The following is a 21,609-nucleotide window of genomic DNA, read 5'->3' on the forward strand; positions in this document are numbered from 1 at the left end:
CACGTCCTGGTTTGATGACCGGTGATTGCGTTCCTGCCGCCGTATTTCCTGTTTCCGGTCTCAGTGCCGCCGAAATTCCGGCCATTTCGCTAACTATCAGTCTTGGAACAATAAAACTGGTCCAAAACGGATCGCCGGCACTCTGTTTTTTCGAGTTGGGGGCATATTTGAGAGCGGTTCAACGCACTCAGACATGCGGCACGGGAATTTGGGGAAACCACCTGAAGCTTAGACAGGCATAACAATGCTATTCATGGTGGGAGCATAAAATGCGACTAATCTATCCGCATGTCGGATTTCTTCTTTTTATTGCTGTCGTTTACAGCGCACTTCTCAGCGGTGTTCCAGCTGAAAACCTGATACCAGCTACCTTTGGAGTTGGTGCATATGTGACCATGACAGTGTGTATGGTGCTGGCCGCTCGGATAAGGATCGTTGATGGACTTCTGGGTGGTCCCGGGCGATCTTACCAAGTGCACAGGATCTTTGCCCATTGGGCATGGATCATGACCCTTGCTCATTGGATTCTGGCGGAACCGCGCGGAGAAAGCATCGTGCCCGGCTGGGAAGAGTTTGGTACCCGCGCCGGGACGTTTGCGGGGATTTATCTCATGATCCTGGTGTTGTACGGGCTCATCCCGGCGATTCCCTATCATGTCTGGCGTTGGACCCATTATGCAATGGGCCCAATTTACCTCGTCACGGTCGCTCACGTCTTCCTATCGGCCATCCCTGTCGAAGATTTCAGTGTGCATTGGTGGGTGCTGGCGGTCTTGTCTGTGGTTGGCATTGTTGCGATGGCGCGTGTCATCGCGCACCATTTGCACCGGCCTCGCCGAATGCAGGTAAGTGCTTTGAAGCACAACCATGACAGCATCGATATCCGGCTTGAACCGCGAGATGGCCGGGGGCCGGTCGCATGGTGTCCGGGCCAACATGCGAGCCTCTCCTGCGCCAAACGAGGCCTTCGGGAACCGCACCCGTTCACAATTGCATCGGCGCCAAGTCAGAACGGCATGCGTTTCGTCATCTTCGACCGTGGAGATTATACAAAGAAGCTGCAAACGCAGCTCAAGGTTGGCGACGAGGTGCTGTTGAACAGGATCGCTGGCGACTTTGCCCCACAAACCGATCCGAAACGGATCTACAGGCAGATTTGGGTCGCGGGAGGAGCAGGGATTACCCCGTTTCTGGCAGCTCTTGGTGCAATGTCACCTGACCACGGGCCGCGCATTGACTTGTTTTATATCTACAGGTCCATGAACCATGCGGTCGATCTCAATTATCTGGCGGCAATGGCCAAACGGTTGCCTCAACTGGTAGTGCATTTTCTCGGCGATGCGGAAGGTGCCCGGTTCAACATGGAGACCTTCGATGCCCATTTGCCGCCCGGCTGGCAGTCTTCAGAGCTTTTCGCCTGCGGGCCGGATCCTCTTCTGACGATTGCTTGCAAGTCTTATCGTACGGCCGGAGGACAACTGCCGATGCACACGGAGGTTTTTGATTTCCGAAACCCAATCCGCACGTGGCGGCAGGCCTTGGGTCTTGGACCGAAACGGACCATTCAACAGCGTCCACCCTCGGAGGACGCTCATCCGATTGGTCCGAAAACCATCGGGGCACCAGCCGGAATGCAACCCGCATGGCCACAGCGGAGACCTCAACTGGCGCCTGAACCAGGAGCGATACCGTCGCCCGTGGCGCGTTGATGATCAAAGACAGGAATTGGCGCTGGTTCTTGGAGGACTAGCGCCAATTCATTTGGGCAGGCACATAGTGTCTAGTTCTGTTTGGCCGGGGGATGATAGGCGCAACAAGTGAGCTGGTTCCGGCTGAATTGAGGCAAAATAGCATTGAGGCGAGCTCTACGAGAGACGTTTTCCCATTCCCCGGAAAAGGCCACCACCAACGGTTTGCGAAACAAAATGTATTTGTTGGCAACCAGCCCGGTGATACCCATTTTTTCACTGATGCGGAGCATGACTGATGGATCGGTCACGGCGACCTCTATCCGACCGGCTGCAAGCATACGAACAAGATCTTGTTCAGTGTCCACGCCCGTCGCCGTGGTGGCGTGGTGTTCGACCTCTTCTTGAATTTCAATCGGGTAGACAAAGCTCCGGACATACCCGACCGGATAGTTTTCAAAGAGATCGTGCGTGTTGCGCCAAGTAACCTTGCTGTCCTGACGATGAACAACTCCAACCTGAGACATCATGATGGGCCGGGAGCCTCTGAAACCTTCGATGATTTCTTCTGGCCAGGCCGGAAAATAGCCGATGTACTGGCCGCTTTTTGCAAGCGCCTTGGCACGGGGGAACGACATGTAATCGATTTCGAGGGTCACACCGATCTTAGCCAAAGACGCGCGGAGAACGGCAACAGCGCTGCCACCATTCTTTTCTTGCGGGCTTGAATAGGGCGGCCAATCCAATGCTGAAATGCGCCAAGTCTCAGCATGTGCTGAAAACGCAGCTGTGAGGGTCGCCATCGCAAACAGCGCAAAAGCTTTGATGAGGGCCATGAAAGTCTGGTGCTTCCGATCGTGTTTTGCAGAAGTGTGAGAGATTCTGACCCGAAGTAAACCTTGGCAAAACGCGTATGGTTAGTTTTTGCGAGTCTCAAAACAGGATCAGGTTGCAGCTGGGTCCTGTTTCTTTGCAGCTTGCCAAGCCGTTTCCATTTCTTCGAGGCTCATCGCTTCCAGTGTGGTTCCATTTACCTCTGCAACGTCCTCGATTGCTGCAAACCTTCGGCGGAATTTCCGGTTGGTCCGGCGCAGGGCTTCTTCCGGGTCGATATCGAGGTGCCGGGCGAGGTTTGCCAGGGCAAAAAGCGTGTCCCCCAACTCGTCGGTGATCCGGTCCTTGTCAGGATCAGATTTGGTGAGTTCCTCGTCCAGCTCATGGGTCTCTTCCCGGATTTTGTCCAGAACGAGCCGGGCATCGTTCCAGTCGAAACCGACCTTGGATGCCCGGCGCTGGAGCTTGTCCGCCTCCTGCAGTGCAGGGAAGGCCGTTGGCACGTCGTCAAGAAATCCCTTGTTCGGCTCGGCAAGTCCCAGAGCTTCCCGTTCAGCGCGTTTTTCAGCCCGTTCTTCCGCTTTGATGCGCTCCCAAATTCCCTTGACGAGTTCGGGCTTTTCACCGGTTTCATCGCCAAAGACATGCGGATGCCGACGGATCATCTTTTTGGTGATGCCCTCCACCACATCGGGAAACGAAAAATGATCCTCTTCCTCCGCCATGCGCGCGTGGTAGACCACCTGCAAGAGGAGATCGCCAAGTTCTTCTCGGAGCTCAAGCATGTCGTCTTTCGCGATCGCATCAGCCACCTCATACGCTTCTTCCAGAGTGTAGGGCGCAATCGTCGCGAAGTTCTGTTCCAGATCCCAGGGGCACCCGGTTCCGGGCGTGCGCAGGGCAGCCATGATTTCGATAAGGCGGGCGATGTCTCGGCTGGGTTTCATTGGAGGCCTTGGCAGATAATTGTTGCGCACGAAGATGCCACTCTTGGCAGGTTCCAAGGTGAGTTTCAATCCGCCTGACAAGTTGCGCAGAAGTATGCCTTGCGTGTGTCGATTACGACCTGCGTGATGTCGCCCGCACAGGTGGGGCAACTCTGTTTGCCAAAGATATTGACCCGCTCGCGATACCGGCCCCGACCGGGGGCAGCCTCATCGACAGTTATGATCGCGTTGCGTTTGACGCCGATCTCGAGCAAATGCACGGCATCGGCCCAGAGGCGCTCAAAGTCATCTTTTGAGAGGTCTTTTCCAGGCCGGTCAGGATGAATGCCTTGGCGCCACAAAATTTCACTGCGGTAGATGTTGCCGATACCGGCCAGAACGGATTGGTTCATCAGGAGCTTGCCTATGGGTGACCGGCTCTTTGAGATCCGGGTGTAAACCCGCTCAGGATCTGCATCTGCGCGAAGAATGTCGGGGCCAATCCGCGATGTCAATATGGCCAGATCATCCGGATCGAGGATCTCACACGCCGTTGGTCCGTTGATATCGATGAGATGAGTGTCGCCAATCATCCGGATACGGACAGCGCCCCGCGGTTCGGGTTCAGGCAGTTTCCTTTTTCGGATACGGCCGAACAGTCCGAGATGGACGTGGAGAAAGGTTTCTCCTTCAAAACGGTAGATCAGGTGTTTGCCGTAGGCCTCGACATCTTCGCAAAGGCGTCCGTTGAGCCAGGCGGCACCATCTTCGAACCGCCCTTGCGGCGAAGAAATGGCTAAATAGCGATTTTTGAGGATTTTCCGGTGGTCACGGGCGGCACGATGGATCGTATGGCCTTCTGGCATTGGCGAACGGCTCTTGGAAATGCGGGGCGGATGAAGGGCTTCAAGTTGAAGTCCTCCAAACCATAGTGCGCGTTTCCGATCAGACCAGTCCTAAGGTCACCTTCAAGACGCGTTACCCGCGGATTGACGGATGCCAGAAGGTTACCGCGCGCTCCAGAAGCGCAACCAGGCCATAAAACAAAGAGCCGGCCAACGCTGCGACAGCAATCTCTGCCCAGACCATATCAACATTCATACGCCCGACTTCCGTGGAAATCCGGAAGCCCATGCCAACAATCGGGGTGCCGAAGAACTCCGCCACGATGGCGCCGATCAGGGCGAGCGTGGAGTTGATCTTGAGCGCGTTGAAAATGAACGGCATGGCCATGGGCAAACGCAGCTTGAACAAGGTCTGCCAGTAGTTGGAGGCGTAGGTCCGCATCAGATCCCGTTGCATGGAATCAGATGCGGCGAGACCAGAGACCGTATTCACCAGCATCGGGAAGAAGGTCATGATGATCACGACGGCCGCCTTGGACGGCCAGTCGAAGCCGAACCACATCACCATGATCGGCGCGACACCGATGATCGGCAGCGCGGAAACCAGATTGCCGATTGGCAAAAGACCGCGACGCAGGAATGGAACCCGGTCGACCAGGATCGCGATCAGGAAACCGGCACCGCATCCAAGCGCGTAGCCGACAAGAACCGCCTTCAAGAAGGTTTGCTGAAAATCGGCCCAAAGTGTGGGGACAGACGTCGTCATCCGCAGCCAGATCTCGGACGGCGCTGGCAGCAAGACCTTGGGAACACCAGCGCCGGTGACGATCAGTTCCCACAAGACCAACAGCGTGATGCCGAAAATGGCCGGAATGGCGAGGTTCACAATCCGGGTGGTGAGCAGCGACCGGCTCTTCCAGGTCGCCAATCGTTCCACGAACAACCAGAAGGCTGCCCAGGTCGCTGCTGTCAGCGCCCAGAACCCGAGTGCGGCGTCCCCTTCGTGGCGGCCCGCCGCGCTGATTAAAAGCGAAGCAGCAAGGGCCGCGACAATGCCGAGGGCCAAGTCGCCAATCCAGTTGCGCATGAAGGCAAGCTCATACCGAACGCCAAGGATCGCCAGAAGCACGAGGCACAAGGCAAGCTGCGGTGCTTCCAGAATGCCGATATCCGGTTTGAAGGCGGTGCTGAACAGCCCGACAAGAACCATGGCAACGACAAACCAGGCGAGCAGGGCCGGCATGTCGATCCGGCGTCTTGAGACAGTTTGTGCACTCATCTCGCCATCCCCATGCGCTTCAAAGTGAGTTTTTCAAGGACGCCAATCAGGGCTACCAAGCTTCCGGCCAGGAAAGCGGCCATCAAAAGTGCGGACCAGATCTGAATGGTTTGCCCATAGTACGAGCCCGCGAGAAGGCGTGCGCCAAGTCCGGCAACGGCTCCGGTTGGCAACTCCCCAACGATCGCGCCCACCAGCGAGGCTGCCATGCCGATCTTCATGGATGTGAAGAGGTAGGGAACCGCGTAAGGCAAGCGCAGTTTCCAAAACGCTTGAAGGCGCGTTGCGGAATAGGTGTGCATCAGATCCATATGAATGACTTCCGGAGAACGCAGGCCTTTCACCATGCCGACGGTCACCGGAAAGAAGGACAGGTAGGTCGAAATCATCGCCTTCGGCAGCAATCCGGAGATGCCGACCGCATTCAAAACCACGATGATCATTGGCGCGATCGCGAGGATCGGAATGGTTTGCGAGGAAATCACCCAGGGCATCAGAGACTTGTCGAGAACGCGGCTGTGCACGATCCCGACTGCGAGGAGGATGCCGAGCAATGTCCCGATCAGAAACCCGAGAAGGGTCGACGACAACGTAATGCCGGAATGGTAGATGAGAGACCGCTTGGACGTGATCTTCTTTTCGACCGTTGTGTTCCAGATTTCTGCGATAACCTGATGCGGTGCCGGCAGAACGGGGCGCTCCTGGGCCAACGTATCTCTTACCATCTGGCTCATTGGCACATCGGTCTGATTGGCCCGCTTATACATGTCCTGCTGGAACGGTGTGTTCAAGGCAACAGCTGCGATGTACCAGATTGCAAAGATCGCGAGCACGACCACCAGGACCGGTCCGAGCGTGCCGGACATGAGACCGGCAAATGGGTTTGTGTTGGGCGGCGCGGTGAGGGCTGTGTCAGACATTAGCTGCTCCCTCAGTCTTCATAGGAGTGACCGGCCTTCAGGCCTTCGCGAACACGGTGGGCGATCTTCAAAAACTCAGGCGTCTCGCGAATGTCGAGATTACGGTCGCGCGGCAAGTCGCTTTCGATGACGTCATAGATCCGGCCGGGCCGCGGACAGAGGACGACAATCTTTGTCGACAGGAACACAGCTTCCGGAATGGAGTGGGTGACAAAAACGACGGTCTTGTTGGTTTTCGCCCAAAGTTGCAGCAGCTGCTCGTTGAGGTGATCGCGCACAATTTCATCGAGCGCACCGAACGGCTCGTCCATCAGCAGGAGATCTGGTTCCACCGCCAAGGCACGGGCAATGGATGCCCGTTGCTGCATTCCGCCGGAGAGCTGCCATGGATATTTCTTTTCAAATCCGGCGAGGTTCACCAGCTCCATGTTTTTTTGGATGCGCTTCTGCTGTTCTTCGCGGGAAAGGCCCATGATCTCCAGGGGCAGGGCAACGTTTTTTGCAATCGTCCGCCAGGGGTAAAGGGCTGCCGCCTGAAAGACATATCCATAGGCGCGATTGAGCCGTGCCTCTTCCGGCGAGACGCCGTTCACGGTGATTGATCCAGCTGTTGGCCGCTCAAGATCGGCAATCACGCGCAGCAGGGTGGTCTTGCCGCAGCCGGATGGACCGATGAAGGAGACGAAGTCACCCTCCTCGATTTTCAGGTCAATATCGGACAGCGCATGGACCGGGCCATCGTTGGTTTCAAAGGTGAGCGACAAATTGTCGATATCGATCACCCGGTTCGCCTGTGAGCTCATGGCGTCTTCCAGTCCATCTTCAATTTCAGCGGCAGTCAGCATTTTCTTCTTTTTCCTACAGGCGACGGTCGCGGGGCAATGCCCGGCAAGAGCTCAGGCCGCGATATATGGATCGCGGTCTGAGCTTGTTTCAAATCAGACGCCGCTGGCCGGTATGCCGGTGCGTTCGACCTTGCGTGGTGCGGTCAGTTCCTTCCAGGTGGACAGCGCCTTGTTGACCGCCTGGAATGGTTCGCGTTTGACGAATTCACCATGGCCCTGCTGCGGGTTGACCGTCCCGTCTTCGACCGCAACGCGTCCGCGGGTCAACGTGTAGCGCGGCAGGCCTTTGACATGCTTGCCTTCAAAGACGTTGTAATCGATGGCAGACTGTTGGCTGGAGGCGGAAATTGTTTTCTCTTTTTCCGGATCCCAGACAACAATATCTGCGTCCGCGCCAACCAAAATTGCTCCTTTTTTCGGATAGATATTCAGGATCTTTGCAATATTGGTTGAAGTCACAGCAACGAACTCGTTCGGTGTCAAACGGCCCGTGCCGACACCGTAGGTCCAAAGCATCGGCATGCGGTCTTCGAGGCCGCCGGTGCCGTTCGGGATCTGGGTGAAATCGCCGATACCGGTGCGCTTCTGATCGGTCGTAAAGGCGCAGTGGTCGGTTGCCACAACTTGGAGAGATCCTGAGGCCAGACCCGCCCACAAGCTGTCCTGGTGTTTCTTGTCGCGGAACGGCGGCGACATCACCCGGCGGGCGGCATGGTCCCAATCGGGATGCTTGTATTCGCTGTCATCAAGGGTCAGGTGCTGGATGAGCGGCTCGCCATAAGCCCTGATGCCGTTTTGGCGGGCGCGGCGGATGGCTTCATGGGCCTGCTCCGAGGATGTGTGCACGATGTAGACCGGGACACCGGCCATATCAGCGATCATGATGGCACGGTTTGTTGCCTCGCCCTCGACTTCCGGCGGGCGGGAATAGGCGTGCGCTTCCGGACCGTTGTTGCCTTCTGACAGAAGTTTTTGCTGCAGCGTTGCGACAACGTCGCCGTTTTCCGCATGGACCAGCGGTAGGGCGCCAAGTTCTGCACAGCGCTGGAAGGAGGCGAACATCTCGTCATCGTTCACCATCAAGGCGCCTTTGTAGGCCATGAAGTGCTTGAAAGTGTTGATGCCTTTCTCGCGGACAACAGTCTCCATCTCGTTGAAGACCTGCTCGCCCCACCAGGTGATGGCCATGTGGAAGGAGTAGTCGCAGTGGGCCATCGTCGACTTGTTGTCCCACATCTGGATGGCTTCCAGGAGACCTTGACCGGGCGAGGGAAGGGCAAAGTCCACCACCATTGTTGTGCCGCCTGAAAGCGCCGCACGGGTACCGGAATCAAAGTTGTCGGAGGAGAACGTGCCCATGAAAGGCATTTCGAGGTGCGTGTGCGGATCGATCCCGCCCGGCATCACATAACAGCCGGTCGCATCCAGCGTTTCATCGCCGGACAGATTCGGACCGATTTCGACGACTTTTCCGCCTTCGATTTTCACGTCCGCTTCATAGGAAAGGTCCGCAGTGACGACGGTGCCGCCCTTGATCACTTTGCTTGCCATTGTCGTTCCCCTTTTTAGCTCGGCTGTCTCGAGTTTACGTTCCGACCGCCTGTCTCGTCTGTTTGATCAAAACTCTGCCTGGCAGAAGGTCACCGGTGCGGTCACCGGCCGGTCCTTGCGGATCATGTTGATGTTCAGCCGCGCGCCTTCTGCGCAAGCTTTGGCAAAATCAATGTCGACATCGGTGTATTCGGCATTGAAGGCCGGTTTGTTTGCCTTTGGATAAGCTGCGATCTGCTCGCATGTGCCAGTTTCAAAACAGCTTTCCGTGATGGCGAAATCGAAATGCGGCAGCAAGACTTCCGTGAGCTCCGGGATATTCTTTTGGGCAATCCTGAGCCCCAAACCATGGGACACATGGGCCAGTGTCGTGGCATAGCGCACCGTATCCGTCGCGGTTATCGGAAAGCCACTGTCTTGTGCGTAAGCGTCGAGACCATCCGGCTCTATGGCGGTGAACCCCTGGTTTTTGCAGGCAACGATCTGCTGTGTGATCACCGGCACAACCATTTGAAGGCGGCGTACATCCAGATAACTTTCGTTCGGCTTGGTCTTGTGCGCGCTGCCAATGACAGCGGGTGGAAGGTCAGAAAACCCAGGGTCTGTCTCTGCAATTGTTCCGGCGTTGACATGGCAGACCGTATCGACCCCTTGTGCGCGGAGCGCTTGCAGTTGGTCCGCGGTGACAAGCCGCGGATCAAGCGTCAGCATTTCGACATCCCGATCGAGATCGGCAGGTCCTTTGAGCTGCCAATCCCACCGATCCCCGACATGGAACTTCGCCGTCGCGAATGCCGATCCCGTGTAACTCGCGCAGATCCCAAATCCACACACCATCGTGATAGCCGCTGCTCTCAGCGCCTTTCCGATCTGCATGATTTTTGGGGCCGCGTGTTTCATTGGTTTCCTTGGCAATTTGTTTCAAGGTTTAGGTCCCGGCTCAAGGCCGGGACGGCATGTTACTTATTCTCAGTGCTGTCCCGGGCTTGATCCGGGACCAATTATTCCTTCTCTGACACCAGTGTTTCCACTTGTCTTTTCGGGCATAAGTCTATGATTGCATTGGACTATAAAGAGACCATCTGATTGCAATGATAGACCAGACAACAAACAACGGCAGGATTCCGAGCCACACTAGCGTTTCTGTTGCCAACACAATGTCCTCGATCGCACTGCATTTGTATTCAAACAATTCAGCAAGCGTTTCATCTGAGTTTTTTAGAACACTTCCTCTAGCTTGATAGTGAGCGGTTTGGAGCTCCTGATGTTGCCTGCTTAAGTTCGAATAGTTTTGATACAGAGTTTGAAGATTGAGGAACGATGATAAGGCTAACACCCACATCACCGGCATGAGAACAACTCCAAGCCGAATGATAAGGCGGCCTTTTTTCACTCCACGATCTCCGCTGTTTCGACGACCGCATGGAAGAGAACATCCGTGCCGGCTTTCGCCCAATCCTTGGAGATCTCTTCGGCTTCGTTATGGGACAATCCGTCGACACAGGGACACATGATCATCGCTGTCGGCGCGACCTTGTTGATCCAGCAAGCATCGTGACCCGCGCCGGAGATGATGTTTTGATGGGTGTAGCCGAGGCGTTCAGCCGCATTGCGGACGGCGGTGACGCAGTTTTCGTCAAACGTCACCGGATCAAAGCCGCCGACTTTTTCAAACTCGACGTCAAGGCCCATCATGTCGCAAATCTTCTTTGCGCCTTTCTTCATATCCTCTTCCATCGCCGCAATGACGTTGATATCCGGAGAACGGAAGTCGATGGTGAAAACCACCTTGCCGGGGATCACGTTGCGGGAATTTGGATAAACGTCGATATGACCGGCGGCGCCGACGGCGTGCGGCTTGTGGGACCAGGCAATCTCGTCGACCAGATCCAGGATCCGGGCCATACCAAGTCCGGCGTTCTTGCGCATCGGCATAGGCGTGGATCCGGTATGGCTGTCCTTGCCGGTGATGGTCACCTGTGTCCAGGAGAGGCCCTGGCCGTGTGTGACAACACCGATGTCCTTGCCTTCCGCTTCCAGGATCGGGCCTTGTTCGATGTGCAGCTCGAACATGGCGTGCATCTTGTCTTTGCGGGCGCCAACTTCTTCATCGCCCACCCAGCCGATGCGTTTCAGCTCATCGCCAAACTTCAGACCCTCATGATCTTCCTTGGCATAGGCTTCATCAAGGGTGTGGATCCCGGCAAACACGCCGGATGCCAGCATGGCCGGGGCAAAGCGCGTGCCTTCCTCGTTGGTCCAGTTGGTCACAACGATCGGATGTTTGGTTTTGATGCCGAGACCGTTCATCGTGCGCACGACTTCCAAGCCGCCAAGCACACCCAGAACGCCGTCGTATTTGCCGCCGGTCGGCTGGGTGTCGAGGTGAGACCCGACATAGACGGGCAGGGCGTCCGGGTCTGTGCCCGGCCGGGTCATGAACATGTTGCCCATGGTGTCGACACCCATGGTCATACCGGCGTCTTCGCACCATTTCTGGAACAGTTTCCGGCCTTCCGCGTCCGCATCCGTCAGGGTTTGACGGTTGTTGCCACCAGCAACGCCCGGACCGATCTTGGCCATTTCCATCAGGCTGTCCCACAGCCGGTCTGCGTTGATCCTGAGGTTTTCGCCCGGAGCTGCCATGGTGCCCTGTCTCCTATTTCAATTCCACTTCGACGAAGGACATCGGATTGTCTCCGCCGTTGATTACATTGTGTTCCACGCCTTCAGAGCGCCGGTAAGCCGTGCCAGCTGCAACCGTTACGGTTCTGCTCGTGCCACCCGGCTCCTCCAGCAACATCTGGCAGTCAGTGACTGCCGTAATGACGTAGTCGAAGCCATGACGATGCCAGCCGGTCTCCGCGCCAGGTTCGAAGTCAAACCGGGTCACGCGGACACGGTCATCATCGATCAGGGTTTCGCTGGTGGCGGCTGGTCTCGTCATGACTGGCTTTCCGTTAGTCGATCGCGTTCAAAACCGTCCGCAATTTGCCGAACAACTCGTCGATTTGAGCTTCGGAAATGATCAGCGGCGGCGACAACGCGATGATGTCACCGGTGGTGCGGATCAAAATGCCGTCGTCATAGGCTTTCAGGAACGCGGAGAATGCCCGTTTCGTCGGCGCACCGTCGATCGGTGTCAGCTCAATCGCCCCGATCAGGCCAAGATTGCGGATGTCGATGACGTGCGGACAATCCTTGAGGGAGTGCAATCCGTCTTCCCAGTATTGGGCCAGGCTCGCCGCCCGGGTCAGAAGACCTTCTTCTTCATAGGTGTCCAAGGTCGCCAAAGCTGCGGCACAGGCAATCGGATGACCAGAATAGGTATAACCGTGGAAGAGTTCGATCAAATGGTCGGGTCCGTCCATGAACGCGTCATAGATCTTCTTGGCGCAGAACACTGCACCCATCGGGATCACGCCGCTGGTAATGCCCTTGGCGGTGGTCACCATGTCCGGAATGACGTCGAAGTAGTCGACGGCAAACGGCGTTCCGAGGCGGCCGAAACCGGTGATCACTTCGTCAAAGATCAGGAGGATGCCGTTCTGGTCGCAAATTTCACGCAGACGTTTCAGATATCCAACCGGCGGGATCAGAACGCCTGTCGATCCGGCAACGGGCTCCACGATCACGGCAGCGATTGTGGAGGCATCATGCAACTGGACCAGACGGATCAGCTCTTCGGCATATTCTGCACCGTTTTTCGGCTCCCCGCGGGAGAATGCATTCCGGCTGAGGTCGTGAGTGTGCGGTAGATGGTCGACACCGTTCAGCATATTGCCGAACTGCTTGCGGTTCGCGACGATGCCGCCAACGGAAATCCCACCGAAACCGGTGCCGTGATAACCGCGTTCACGGCCGATAAACCGGGTTCGTGTGCCCTGACCGATGGAGCGCTGGTACCCAAGTGCGATTTTCAGGGCCGTGTCGACGCTCTCAGACCCGGAGTTCGTGAAAAACACATGGTCCAGCGGGGAGGGCATCATGGCGGTGAGGCGTGCCGCCAGCTCAAATGCCTTCGGATGGCCCATCTGGAACGCCGGGGCGTAGTCCATCTCGGCGACTTGATTCTGGACCGCTTCCACGATCTTCGGGCGGCCGTGACCCGCGTTGCAGCACCATAGACCTGCTGTCCCATCCAAAACCTGCCGGCCATCGGAGGTGGTGTAGTGCATGTCCTTCGCGCCGACGAACATCCGCGGGTTCTGCTTGAACTGGCGGTTCGCCGTGTAGGGCATCCAGAACGCTTCAAGATTGTTGGTTGCAGCCTGGCTCGATGCTGCTGATGCCGATGACGACATGCGTCCTCCTTGCGGTCCTTAACGCGTATCGCGAACCGCCTGTTGGTTGTTTTCTATGGAGGAGAGTAAGACATAGGTCAGCTGCCCGCGCAAAGCAGGAATTTCACTGACATGCCGGGTCCTCTCCCCCTGGCTGTTCCTTGTGCACCTGGCACGGGCTTTGGCCTCTTTTGCCTGGTGCGAAATCCTCTGTCGGCCATTTGGGCCAGGCCGTATTCCGGCCGTTCTTGCCTGATGTTTGAGGCTCGCCCGGTTCCGTCTGCCCCATTGCGGCGCCGATCCGGATCGTCTAGCCTTCTGACCATCTGGTCAATTTAGCCTATGGCGCTTTTGACCAAATGGTCAAGATGCAAAATCAGCCGGTGTGACTAATTTGTGATCATGTCCGTCTTTGGTGCATTTTCATGGCCAGGGACGGCGCGGATGTTGGTTTCTGAAGGAAATCGGTTGTCTGTGGGGAATACGCTCTAAGGGGCAAGTGCGGGGTAGCTAAATGGCTGATGTCGGTGGGCAAGTGCCTGCGAGTTCAAGGGTCGGTGGAATGAGCCGGATCCAGGAGAAAAACAGGACACTGATTCTGGACGCCGCCTTGAAGGAATTTTCCCGGTACGGGTTTTCCGGTGCAACGGTGGAGCGGATCGCAGCGGAAGCTGGAATGTCGAAATCCAATCTCCTGTATTATTTCTCGTCGAAAGAAGCAATCTACACGGCTGCTCTTGCGCATATTCTTGATGTCTGGCTGGCGCCTTTGAAAACCCTTGATCGGGATGGCGACCCTGCTACGGAACTCGCTGCCTACATTCGCCAGAAGATTGAGATATCCGCCAACTTCCCTGAAGCCTCACGTCTGTTTGCCAATGAGGTGATGCAAGGGGCGCCGCAAATCCTGCCGATCCTGGAAACAGATCTCCGGCGTCTGGTTGCCGAAAAGGTGGCGGTGATCGAAAGCTGGATTGCGGACGGCAAGATCAGCAAGACCGAGCCGTTGCATCTGATCTTTTCCATCTGGGCGACCACGCAGCATTACGCGGATTTTGCCGTGCAGATCCGGGCTCTGACCGGTCACGATTTGAGCGATGAGGATTTCAAGCTGGAAACCGAGCGGGCCGTGACACAACAGATCCTGGCAAGCATCGGTCTGCGTTTGCCTGAAGAAACTCCCGAGACCGCATGAGCGGGGATGAAGACCAGCCGGCGCCGTCGTCCCGAATTCCGGTCACCGGAAGTCTCTACATCACACGGGATGATTTGAGTGAGGATTTCATTCGAGCTTCGGGTCCGGGCGGTCAGAATGTCAACAAGGTGTCGACGGCCGTCCAGTTGCGGTTCAATCTGTGGGCCAACCAGACGCTGCCGCATGACGTCAAAACCCGAGCCGCGAAAATTGCCGGAAGCCGGTTGACGCAATATGGCGAAATCATTCTCCAGGCGGACCGGCACCGGACCCGGGAGCGCAACCGCGAAGATGCGCTGGCCCGGTTGATTGATCTGTTGAAACGGGCAACCGAAAAACCCAAACCCCGCAAAGCGACCAAACCAACACTTGGGTCCAAGCGCAGACGGCTCGATGCCAAGAAACAGCGCGGTCAGGTCAAAAAACTGCGGGGCCGATCTTCCGGTTTCGAGGACTAAACTTTAGTAACTATTCTGTTTTTCCGGCAGCCTTCAGCAGAGCTGCCTTGAGATCCGGATCTTCGGTTGCCCGTGCCAATACGAGGGCGCCAACTATTTGGGAGATGAACCTCAAGGCATCTTCTTGATCGGAAAGGGGTGTGGTTTCATCTTTCCCCGAAACGAGGGCGGCCGTTTCGCGTAAGGCTGCGTCAAAAGCTTCCCGGACTTCCTTGGTCTGCCTCGGCGCATCTCCGGCAAGAGCTGCATAGGCGCAACCGGTCCCGCGAGCGTTTTCATGGGGTTCGGACAGATACCAGCGCGTAACAGCATCTTTCGAAGAGCCTGACGTATCCTCGGCAATGCTTCGGCGCCAGTGGTCCAGGTTTTCAGTCAGGGCGTGCGCGGTGGCTTCGGCCATCAAGGCGTCCTTGCTGGCGAATTGTTTGTAAAACGCGCCATTTGTGAGGCCTGCTGCCTTCATCAAGCCGGCAATGCCAATACCATCGAACCCGTGTTGGCGGAACAATTGGCTGGCTGTCTCGACAACCCGTGCCCTGTTTTCGCGCGCATCTTCGCGGCTCACTCTCATCAGAAAATCTCCGTCAACTGACTTTGATTATAGTCATAATCTTTTTGTTGACAATAAAGAATACGATCATAATCTATGCGCGAAATTCAGATAGAGGTTCAGATCATGCCGCTTACTCAAGACAGCCCAATCGTCATCAGCGCAGCACGGAGAACACCGTTGGGGGGCTTCATGGGGGCATTGGCGTCTGTGCCGTCCCCGCAACTTGGGGCAACCGCGATATCAGCAGTTCTTAAGGATGCGGGAGTTTCAGGTGATCTGGTCGACGAGGCGCTTATGGGATGCGTCTTGCCCGCAGGTCTCGGGCAAGCACCCGCGCGTCAGGCGGCGCGTGCTGCCGGTCTGCCTGATTCTTGCAGCGCCACAATCATCAACAAGGTCTGCGGTTCCGGCATGAAGTCGGTCATGCTTGGCCATGATCTTCTCAAGGCCGGATCAGCGGATGTCGTCGTCGCCGGCGGCATGGAATCAATGTCGCGGGCCCCGTTTCTACTTCCTGAGATGCGCGGTGGGCGAAAGGCCGGGTCGGCAGAAGTCATTGATCACATGATGCGGGACGGTCTTGAAGATGCCTATGAGACCGGCAGGCCGATGGGAGCCTTTGGCGAGGCAACCGCGGAAAAGTTCCAGTTCAGCCGGTCTGACCAGGATGGCTATGCCATGGAGACGTTGGAACGGGCGCAATTTGCCGTCGCCAATGGAACCCTTGCATCGGAAATCACGCCTGTCCTGGTCCAAACGCGAAAGGGAACCATCCTTGTTGAAAAGGATGAGCGTCCCCCGCAAATCAACTCCGCCAAAATCCCGGAATTGCGGGCAGCCTTTGGGGAGAACGGAACTATCACGGCAGCGAGTTCGTCCGCCAATGCAGATGGCGCGGCCGCATTGGTGCTCTCCAGCAGCGAAACTGCACATGAGCGCGGACTACCGGTTCTGGCCCACGTTGTCGGTCATGCGACTCATGCCCAAGCACCGGAATGGTTCACGACAGCGCCAATTCCTGCAATTCAGAAACTGATCAGACAGATCGACTGGAAGGTTGAAGACGTGGATCTGTTTGAAATCAATGAAGCCTTCGCCGTCGTCGCGATGGCAGCCGCCAAGGAACTGGGGATCCCGCGCGGCAAACTCAATGTGAACGGCGGTGCTTGTGCGCTCGGGCACCCAATTGGAGCGACCGGAGCCCGTATCGTGGTCACACTGCTGCATGCCCTGAAGGCGCGCGGGCTCAAAAAAGGCATCGCGTCCCTGTGTATTGGGGGCGGTGAAGCAACCGCGATTGCAATTCAACTGCCGTAATCGCAGCGCTTCAATTTTCAAATCCCTATTCCAAAACTTGCCGGAAGAAACCCCCGTCTGTTGCGGCCGGGTAGCATGGCGAGCTTTGGGAAGAAAATAGGAATAAGTTCTTATGATGAGCCTTGCTCTCTTGTTGTGCCCCTTTGCGTTCACCATGGGTGCATTTGCGTTCTCCGGCGCCTTGGTGCCAATGGCTGCAAGTCTAGGTGTCTCTGTCGGCGAAGCTGCAGCGCTGCAGTCCGGTTTCGCAATCGCCTGCGCGATTTGCGGTCCGGTGCTTGCCAAACTCACATCATCTCTTCCCCGCAAGCCCCTCCTGCTGACGGTCTTGATGCTGATGACGGCTTTCAATTTTCTTTCGGCTGTGGTCCCAGGCTACGGCGCGCTGATGCTCTTAAGGGTTTTGGTTGGCGGTGTCGGCGCGTTGGCCTTTCCGCTTGCAACCGCGATTGCTTCAGCTGGCGCTACCGACAGCGGCAGACCGGCGGCTGTTGCCAAGGTCTATGCCGGAATACCGCTTGCCATGATTATCGGCATTCCTTTTGGGTCCGTCCTCGGGAATACCATCGGATGGCAGGCCTGTTTCGCTGCAACGGGTATTGTCTCAGCCATCGCCTTCGCGCTGGTTTTGATGAGTGTGCCCTCAAAAATTTCGATGGAGCAGAATACCGCCGGGCCTCGTGAGCCTGTAGGGACGGCCATCGTGGCTCACCTCGGGATCATGCTGATTGCCTCAACGGCCTTGTTCACACTGGTGGGGCTGCTGGGACCGATTATCCGCGCGCTGGCCGGGTTTTCCGGACCTGGGATTGCGGTCCTTCAAGTCATGGCCGGGCTGAGCAGTCTTGCTGGGATCAGGCTCGGGGCGAAATACGCGATGGGGCAAAACCGATCGTTGCTCGCAGTCCTGTTCTTGGTCTTGGCTGTTTCACTGGCCGTTGTCGTCCCATCGCTTGGACTTGAACAGGCCGGCAGTATCGGGATGGGCACTATTCTCTTGAGCGTGGTTCTTGGGCCTGTAGCCCAATTTGCCATTGGGGCGACTGTTCAAGCCCGGCTTGCCGCCTTGGCCGGGTCGTCGGCGACCTTTGTTTTCGCGTTGAATGCATCCATGGTTTACTTCGGTCAGGGCCTTGGAATTGCGCTCGGCGCTGTCGCACTGGATCTCTCAGGAATAGCATCCGCTCCGGCTATAGGAACCGCGATTGCGTTGACCGGCTGCCTGTTCGCCGTATGGCTCGGACACTTCATCAAAAACAATTTTCAAACAGCAAGAGGATAAAATGTCTCCAGTTAACAACGAAGCCAGGTTGGCCGCCTTTGAGGCTCGGGTCAGGCATCATTTTGCCGACAATAACGGCACCAAAATCCATTTTGCCAGCGCAGGCGAGGGGCCCTTGGTCGTATTTATCCATGGGTTTCCGGATCACTGGCTCACCTGGTGGCAACAGATGGATGCTTTGTCAAAGACCCACCGCACCGTTGCAATGGACCTTCGGGGTTTCAATCTTTCCGATCAACCGGAAGATCCATCTGCCTACACACCAGAGACCTTGGCTGCAGATGTCTGCGCGGTCATAGACGCCTGCGGTGAGAGTGATGCTGTCGTCATCGGTCATGACTGGGGCGGTTTTGTCGCCTGGCAAACGGCGATGCTGTTTCCAGACTGGGTGCAGCGCCTCGGGATCGTTAACCTGCCGCATCCCTGGGCCATTGCACGCGAACTTGCCAACAATCCGGATCAACAAAAAGCAAGCGGATATGCGCGGGTGTTCCAGCAGCCGGGCTCTGAATCCAAACTGGATTTTGACCGGCTCTCCACTTGGATCCATGATCCGGCGTTCCGTATCCGCCATATGGAAGCGATGGAGAAGTCTAATCGCACAGGCATGCTCAACTATTACCGGGTGTGTTTTCCCGCCGAGCCTTACACCGCACGCACCGATACGCCGCCACCAATCAAAATGCCGGTTCTCGTCGTCCACGGGACAGAAGATCCTTATGTCCTGACCGCGGGCCATAACAGTTTGTGGGAGTACGTGGAGGGCAGTTTGATCATTCGAGCCTGGTCCGGTGTCGGCCATTTCGTTCAACATGATGCCCCAGACCGGTTGACCGCGGCCTTCAAGAGCTGGATTGGCGAAACGATCTAGAAGAGCGAGCGTTATGGTGATCTTAGCCGAGCGTGTTTGTTGACATGGTGCGCCACGCTTTTATCCTGATCCAAGCGGTGATTGGGGATCATCATGACGACCATAAATCATCATATCATCGACCGCGGCGATGGCGCCGCGGTGGAACTGTTTCAGGCGCATCCGATTGGAAGCGGAGAGCCGGCCGGTGCGATATTGTTCGTGCATGGCAACCAGGAAGGTCAACTCACCGGCGCCCGCGAACTCGTAGACCGGGGAACCTTAAGCACGTTTGCCGTTACAATGAACGTCACCGCAGCCGCCGTGTCTCAACCCGGTTTCGGGGCCTCTGATGGGCCATGTGACTTTTGTGGTCCCAACACCCAAGACGCGATCATCGCGGCGTTAAACGTGTTGAAAAATCAACCGTCTATCGATTCCGGCCGTGTTGTTCTATACGGCCACAGTCGGGGCGCTGTCGCAGCCGGTATGGTTGCTGCCCGGTATGACGGCTTGCGAGCGGTGGTCCTCTCAAGCGGCGTGTATGATCTGAATGCGTTTCATATGGACTGTGCGGATGGACTGCGAATAGCTATTGAGACGGAGGCCGGGCAGTCGGCTCAAGTGTTTCACGAACGGTCCGCCTTGTTTCATGCTGATAAAATCAACACTGACATGCTGCTGTTGCATGGTCGCCATGATGACCGGGCTCCTGTCGAACAAGCCGAAGCATTCTCGCTCGCGCTTGAAAACTCGGGCGGGAAGGTGGCCTTGAAGGTGCTCGAGTGCGGGCACCGTCTGCCTGCGACAGCCCTAAAAACCGTTGTAGAGCCTTTCCTCAAAGAGGTTCTTTCCGCCAAACAGCTGAAACACTAGCTCAGGCGTCAAGCATGAGAAGAGTGAACGGCTGAGGTGTCATTTAGGCCTGACCCGAAGTAACATTACGCATCGTCGAATTGTTTTGCGTGGCTGATGCTGATCTCTTGCGCAATTTTCGCCGCCCTTGCAATCAACTCATTGCGTGGTTCTCCAACATAGGTGGCCGTGAACACCAGTGGGCTTGGTTGCCACCCGGGATCAAATGACGCAATCCGGCCTTCGGCTACCAAGCGGCGCCCCAGCACACTGGGCAGGATGCCGACGCCGATCCCGGACGCAACCATTTCAAACCCTGTCGACAGAGAGTTTGTCGGGAAAACTTGCGTCGAAATCCCATAAAGATCGCGCAGCTTTTGAACGAGTTCGCGGTAGGGGCGGGAGCTGCGGTTGTAGGTAATTACCGGAACTTGGGAGAGGTCCGGCTCCTCTAGATCCAATGGCCTGTACCAGCCGAGATCAAAGGGCGGAAGCGGCAGGTTGTCGGTGCTGTACTCTGATATTGGTCCCATCAGGATGGTTAGATCCAGCGCCCGATCGAGCAGCATCTCCCGAAGGTTGAGCGATGTATCGACTGTGACCTCGATGTTCAGACGCTGAAACGTGGTGTGAAGCGCTGCAAGAAAATCCGGCAGCCAGGTCTGGGCGATGGTCTCTGCAACGCCCAAGCGGAGCAGGGAGCTGATGCTGTCATCGGACATGACATCGCCCTTGATGCGCTCCGTGATTGCCATGATCTGCTCCGCATAGTCCCGCAGAACCACGCCCTTTGCGGTCAACGAGACCCCAGTTGTTTCGCGGCTGAAGAGGCGCGTGCCGAGATAGTCCTCCAGGCTGGAAATACGGGCGGAAATGGCCGGCTGTGAGATGTTCATTTGTTCGGCGGCCTTGCGAACACCGCCCATGCGCGCAACCGCCAAAAAAGCTCTAAGCTGTTCAAGTGTCATGACATTGTGACCCAACTGCTAATGTGATCAGGAATTTGGATCACTTTCTGCAAAAAAACACGATTTGACTTGATAATGTATCCGCTGCAGCCTTTTGCCAACAAGGAATTGGGCAACCGATGCAGCAAGATCTCACAAAGTTTTCTGAATTGGCCGGTGCTGACATGGGGCAGGTTCGCGCCGCGATCCGCTCAGGCCGGTACTCGGGGCACACGGCCGGATTGGCACACGGAAAACTCCAGTGCAATCTTGCGATCCTCCCGGGTGAATATGCAGATGCATTTCATGAGTTCTGCCGGCTCAACCCAAAGGCTTGCCCGCTTGCCGGTGTCTCAAACCCAGGCGAACCCGTGATTGTTGAGCTCGGCGCAGAAGTTGATATCCGCACAGATGCCGCCCGCTACAACATCTACCGGCACGGCAAACTTGACGAGCAAGTGTCCGATCTGAACGCCTGCTGGCAGGACGACCTGGTGTCCTTTGCAATCGGATGTTCCTTCACCTTCGAGAACGCCCTGAGGCTTGCCGGTGTACCTATGCGCCATATCGATCTCGACCGGACCGTCCCGATGTACCGGACATCGATCGAGACACATCAAAGTGGCCCGTTTGGCGGCGGGATGGTGGTTTCCATGCGACCCATTGCGAAAAAGCGGATCGACGAAGTCTATGAAATCTGCCGCAAGTATCCATTGGCACATGGCGCGCCGGTGCATGTTGGCGATCCTGCCGAGATCGGCATTTTGACCATCGATGCCCCGGATTGGGGTAACCCGGTTCCCATTGAGAATGGGGAAGTGCCGGTGTTTTGGGCCTGTGGAGTAACGCCGCAAGTTACCATCATGACAGCAAAACCGCCCCTTTCGATCACTCACGCTCCCGGAGCCATGCTGATTGCTGATGTCAGTGAGCAGACAGCCCCGCTTTACCCTTACAACGACAACTAAAACCAACCGCACC

At 56.6% G+C, this 21,609-nt stretch carries 22 protein-coding genes; 8 read left to right on the forward strand and 14 right to left on the reverse strand.

What is annotated here, in order from left to right; all coding sequences use genetic code 11:
- Positions 1 to 269: 269 nt before the first annotated feature.
- Positions 270 to 1,709: a ferric reductase-like transmembrane domain-containing protein gene (locus ACQY4Z_RS24050; RefSeq protein ID WP_428525476.1), complete on the forward strand. Its 1,440-nt coding sequence runs from the start codon at positions 270 to 272 to the stop codon at positions 1,707 to 1,709.
- A gap of 71 nt (positions 1,710 to 1,780) precedes the next feature.
- Here the strand turns inward: ACQY4Z_RS24050 and ACQY4Z_RS24055 are convergent, their stop codons facing one another.
- From ACQY4Z_RS24055 to ACQY4Z_RS24110, 12 genes are all read right to left on the reverse strand, one after another.
- On the reverse strand, positions 1,781 to 2,524 hold the full coding sequence (locus ACQY4Z_RS24055) for a substrate-binding periplasmic protein (RefSeq protein ID WP_428525478.1): 744 nt from the start codon (positions 2,522 to 2,524) through the stop codon (positions 1,781 to 1,783).
- A 108-nt stretch (positions 2,525 to 2,632) separates the two neighbouring features.
- A complete protein-coding gene (gene mazG, locus ACQY4Z_RS24060; protein ID WP_428525480.1) occupies positions 2,633 to 3,469 on the reverse strand; it encodes a nucleoside triphosphate pyrophosphohydrolase in 837 nt (278 codons plus the stop codon).
- A 65-nt stretch (positions 3,470 to 3,534) separates the two neighbouring features.
- On the reverse strand, positions 3,535 to 4,314 hold the full coding sequence (locus ACQY4Z_RS24065; RefSeq protein ID WP_428525482.1) for an Fpg/Nei family DNA glycosylase: 780 nt from the start codon (positions 4,312 to 4,314) through the stop codon (positions 3,535 to 3,537).
- Between the two features lie 112 nt (positions 4,315 to 4,426).
- Entirely contained in the window at positions 4,427 to 5,572 is a 1,146-nt protein-coding gene (locus ACQY4Z_RS24070; RefSeq protein ID WP_428525484.1) for an ABC transporter permease, read from the reverse strand.
- Complete coding sequence (locus ACQY4Z_RS24075; protein WP_428525486.1) at positions 5,569 to 6,492, reverse strand: ABC transporter permease; 924 nt, start codon at positions 6,490 to 6,492, stop codon at positions 5,569 to 5,571. Before ACQY4Z_RS24075 ends, ACQY4Z_RS24070 begins: the two co-directional genes overlap by 4 nt.
- A gap of 11 nt (positions 6,493 to 6,503) precedes the next feature.
- Entirely contained in the window at positions 6,504 to 7,295 is a 792-nt protein-coding gene (locus ACQY4Z_RS24080; protein ID WP_428529668.1) for an ABC transporter ATP-binding protein, read from the reverse strand.
- A 135-nt stretch (positions 7,296 to 7,430) separates the two neighbouring features.
- Positions 7,431 to 8,888 (reverse strand): dihydropyrimidinase, encoded by a 1,458-nt coding sequence (gene hydA / locus ACQY4Z_RS24085; protein WP_428525488.1) that lies wholly within the window; start codon positions 8,886 to 8,888, stop codon positions 7,431 to 7,433.
- Positions 8,889 to 8,954: 66 nt separating this feature from the next.
- Entirely contained in the window at positions 8,955 to 9,788 is an 834-nt protein-coding gene (locus tag ACQY4Z_RS24090; RefSeq protein ID WP_428525490.1) for an endo alpha-1,4 polygalactosaminidase, read from the reverse strand.
- Positions 9,789 to 9,939: 151 nt separating this feature from the next.
- On the reverse strand, positions 9,940 to 10,281 hold the full coding sequence (locus ACQY4Z_RS24095; RefSeq protein WP_428525492.1) for a hypothetical protein: 342 nt from the start codon (positions 10,279 to 10,281) through the stop codon (positions 9,940 to 9,942).
- Positions 10,278 to 11,534: a Zn-dependent hydrolase gene (locus ACQY4Z_RS24100; RefSeq protein WP_428525494.1), complete on the reverse strand. Its 1,257-nt coding sequence runs from the start codon at positions 11,532 to 11,534 to the stop codon at positions 10,278 to 10,280. Before ACQY4Z_RS24100 ends, ACQY4Z_RS24095 begins: the two co-directional genes overlap by 4 nt.
- Positions 11,535 to 11,547: 13 nt before the next feature.
- Entirely contained in the window at positions 11,548 to 11,835 is a 288-nt protein-coding gene (locus ACQY4Z_RS24105; RefSeq protein ID WP_409687624.1) for a cupin domain-containing protein, read from the reverse strand.
- Positions 11,836 to 11,848: 13 nt separating this feature from the next.
- The gene (locus ACQY4Z_RS24110; RefSeq protein WP_428525496.1) at positions 11,849 to 13,192 is read right to left on the reverse strand and encodes an aspartate aminotransferase family protein; all 1,344 of its coding nucleotides are present in this window, start codon (positions 13,190 to 13,192) and stop codon (positions 11,849 to 11,851) included.
- A gap of 493 nt (positions 13,193 to 13,685) precedes the next feature.
- Between ACQY4Z_RS24110 and ACQY4Z_RS24115 the strand changes: the two genes are divergently transcribed.
- Positions 13,686 to 14,366 carry a TetR family transcriptional regulator C-terminal domain-containing protein gene (locus ACQY4Z_RS24115; RefSeq protein ID WP_428525498.1) on the forward strand — a complete coding sequence of 227 codons (681 nt, stop codon included), beginning with the start codon at positions 13,686 to 13,688 and terminating at the stop codon, positions 14,364 to 14,366.
- A complete protein-coding gene (arfB, locus tag ACQY4Z_RS24120; RefSeq protein WP_428525500.1) occupies positions 14,363 to 14,824 on the forward strand; it encodes an alternative ribosome rescue aminoacyl-tRNA hydrolase ArfB in 462 nt (153 codons plus the stop codon). The genes ACQY4Z_RS24115 and arfB overlap by 4 nt, the downstream gene beginning before the upstream one ends.
- Positions 14,825 to 14,834: 10 nt before the next feature.
- Here the strand turns inward: arfB and ACQY4Z_RS24125 are convergent, their stop codons facing one another.
- Positions 14,835 to 15,395, reverse strand: a complete 561-nt coding sequence (locus ACQY4Z_RS24125) for a TetR/AcrR family transcriptional regulator (RefSeq protein WP_428525502.1) — start codon at positions 15,393 to 15,395, stop codon at positions 14,835 to 14,837.
- A 105-nt stretch (positions 15,396 to 15,500) separates the two neighbouring features.
- Here ACQY4Z_RS24125 and ACQY4Z_RS24130 point away from each other — a divergent pair, with 105 nt between their 5' ends.
- The 4 genes from ACQY4Z_RS24130 to ACQY4Z_RS24145 all read left to right on the forward strand — a co-directional run bounded on the left by ACQY4Z_RS24130 (position 15,501) and on the right by ACQY4Z_RS24145 (position 19,702).
- A complete protein-coding gene (locus tag ACQY4Z_RS24130; protein ID WP_428525503.1) occupies positions 15,501 to 16,694 on the forward strand; it encodes an acetyl-CoA C-acyltransferase in 1,194 nt (397 codons plus the stop codon).
- Positions 16,695 to 16,806: 112 nt separating this feature from the next.
- Positions 16,807 to 17,976, forward strand: coding sequence for an MFS transporter (locus ACQY4Z_RS24135; RefSeq protein ID WP_428525505.1), 1,170 nt, complete (start codon positions 16,807 to 16,809; stop codon positions 17,974 to 17,976).
- Between the two features lies 1 nt (position 17,977).
- Positions 17,978 to 18,847 carry an alpha/beta fold hydrolase gene (locus ACQY4Z_RS24140; protein ID WP_428525507.1) on the forward strand — a complete coding sequence of 290 codons (870 nt, stop codon included), beginning with the start codon at positions 17,978 to 17,980 and terminating at the stop codon, positions 18,845 to 18,847.
- A gap of 93 nt (positions 18,848 to 18,940) precedes the next feature.
- Positions 18,941 to 19,702: an alpha/beta hydrolase family protein gene (locus tag ACQY4Z_RS24145; protein WP_428525509.1), complete on the forward strand. Its 762-nt coding sequence runs from the start codon at positions 18,941 to 18,943 to the stop codon at positions 19,700 to 19,702.
- Positions 19,703 to 19,767: 65 nt separating this feature from the next.
- Here the strand turns inward: ACQY4Z_RS24145 and ACQY4Z_RS24150 are convergent, their stop codons facing one another.
- Positions 19,768 to 20,649: a LysR family transcriptional regulator gene (locus ACQY4Z_RS24150; RefSeq protein WP_428525511.1), complete on the reverse strand. Its 882-nt coding sequence runs from the start codon at positions 20,647 to 20,649 to the stop codon at positions 19,768 to 19,770.
- 119 nt (positions 20,650 to 20,768) lie between these two features.
- Between ACQY4Z_RS24150 and ACQY4Z_RS24155 the strand changes: the two genes are divergently transcribed.
- Positions 20,769 to 21,596, forward strand: coding sequence for a putative hydro-lyase (locus tag ACQY4Z_RS24155; RefSeq protein WP_428525513.1), 828 nt, complete (start codon positions 20,769 to 20,771; stop codon positions 21,594 to 21,596).
- Positions 21,597 to 21,609 lie beyond the last annotated feature (13 nt).

Source organism: Roseibium sp. (assembly GCF_965276855.1).
GTDB lineage: Bacteria > Pseudomonadota > Alphaproteobacteria > Rhizobiales > Stappiaceae > Roseibium.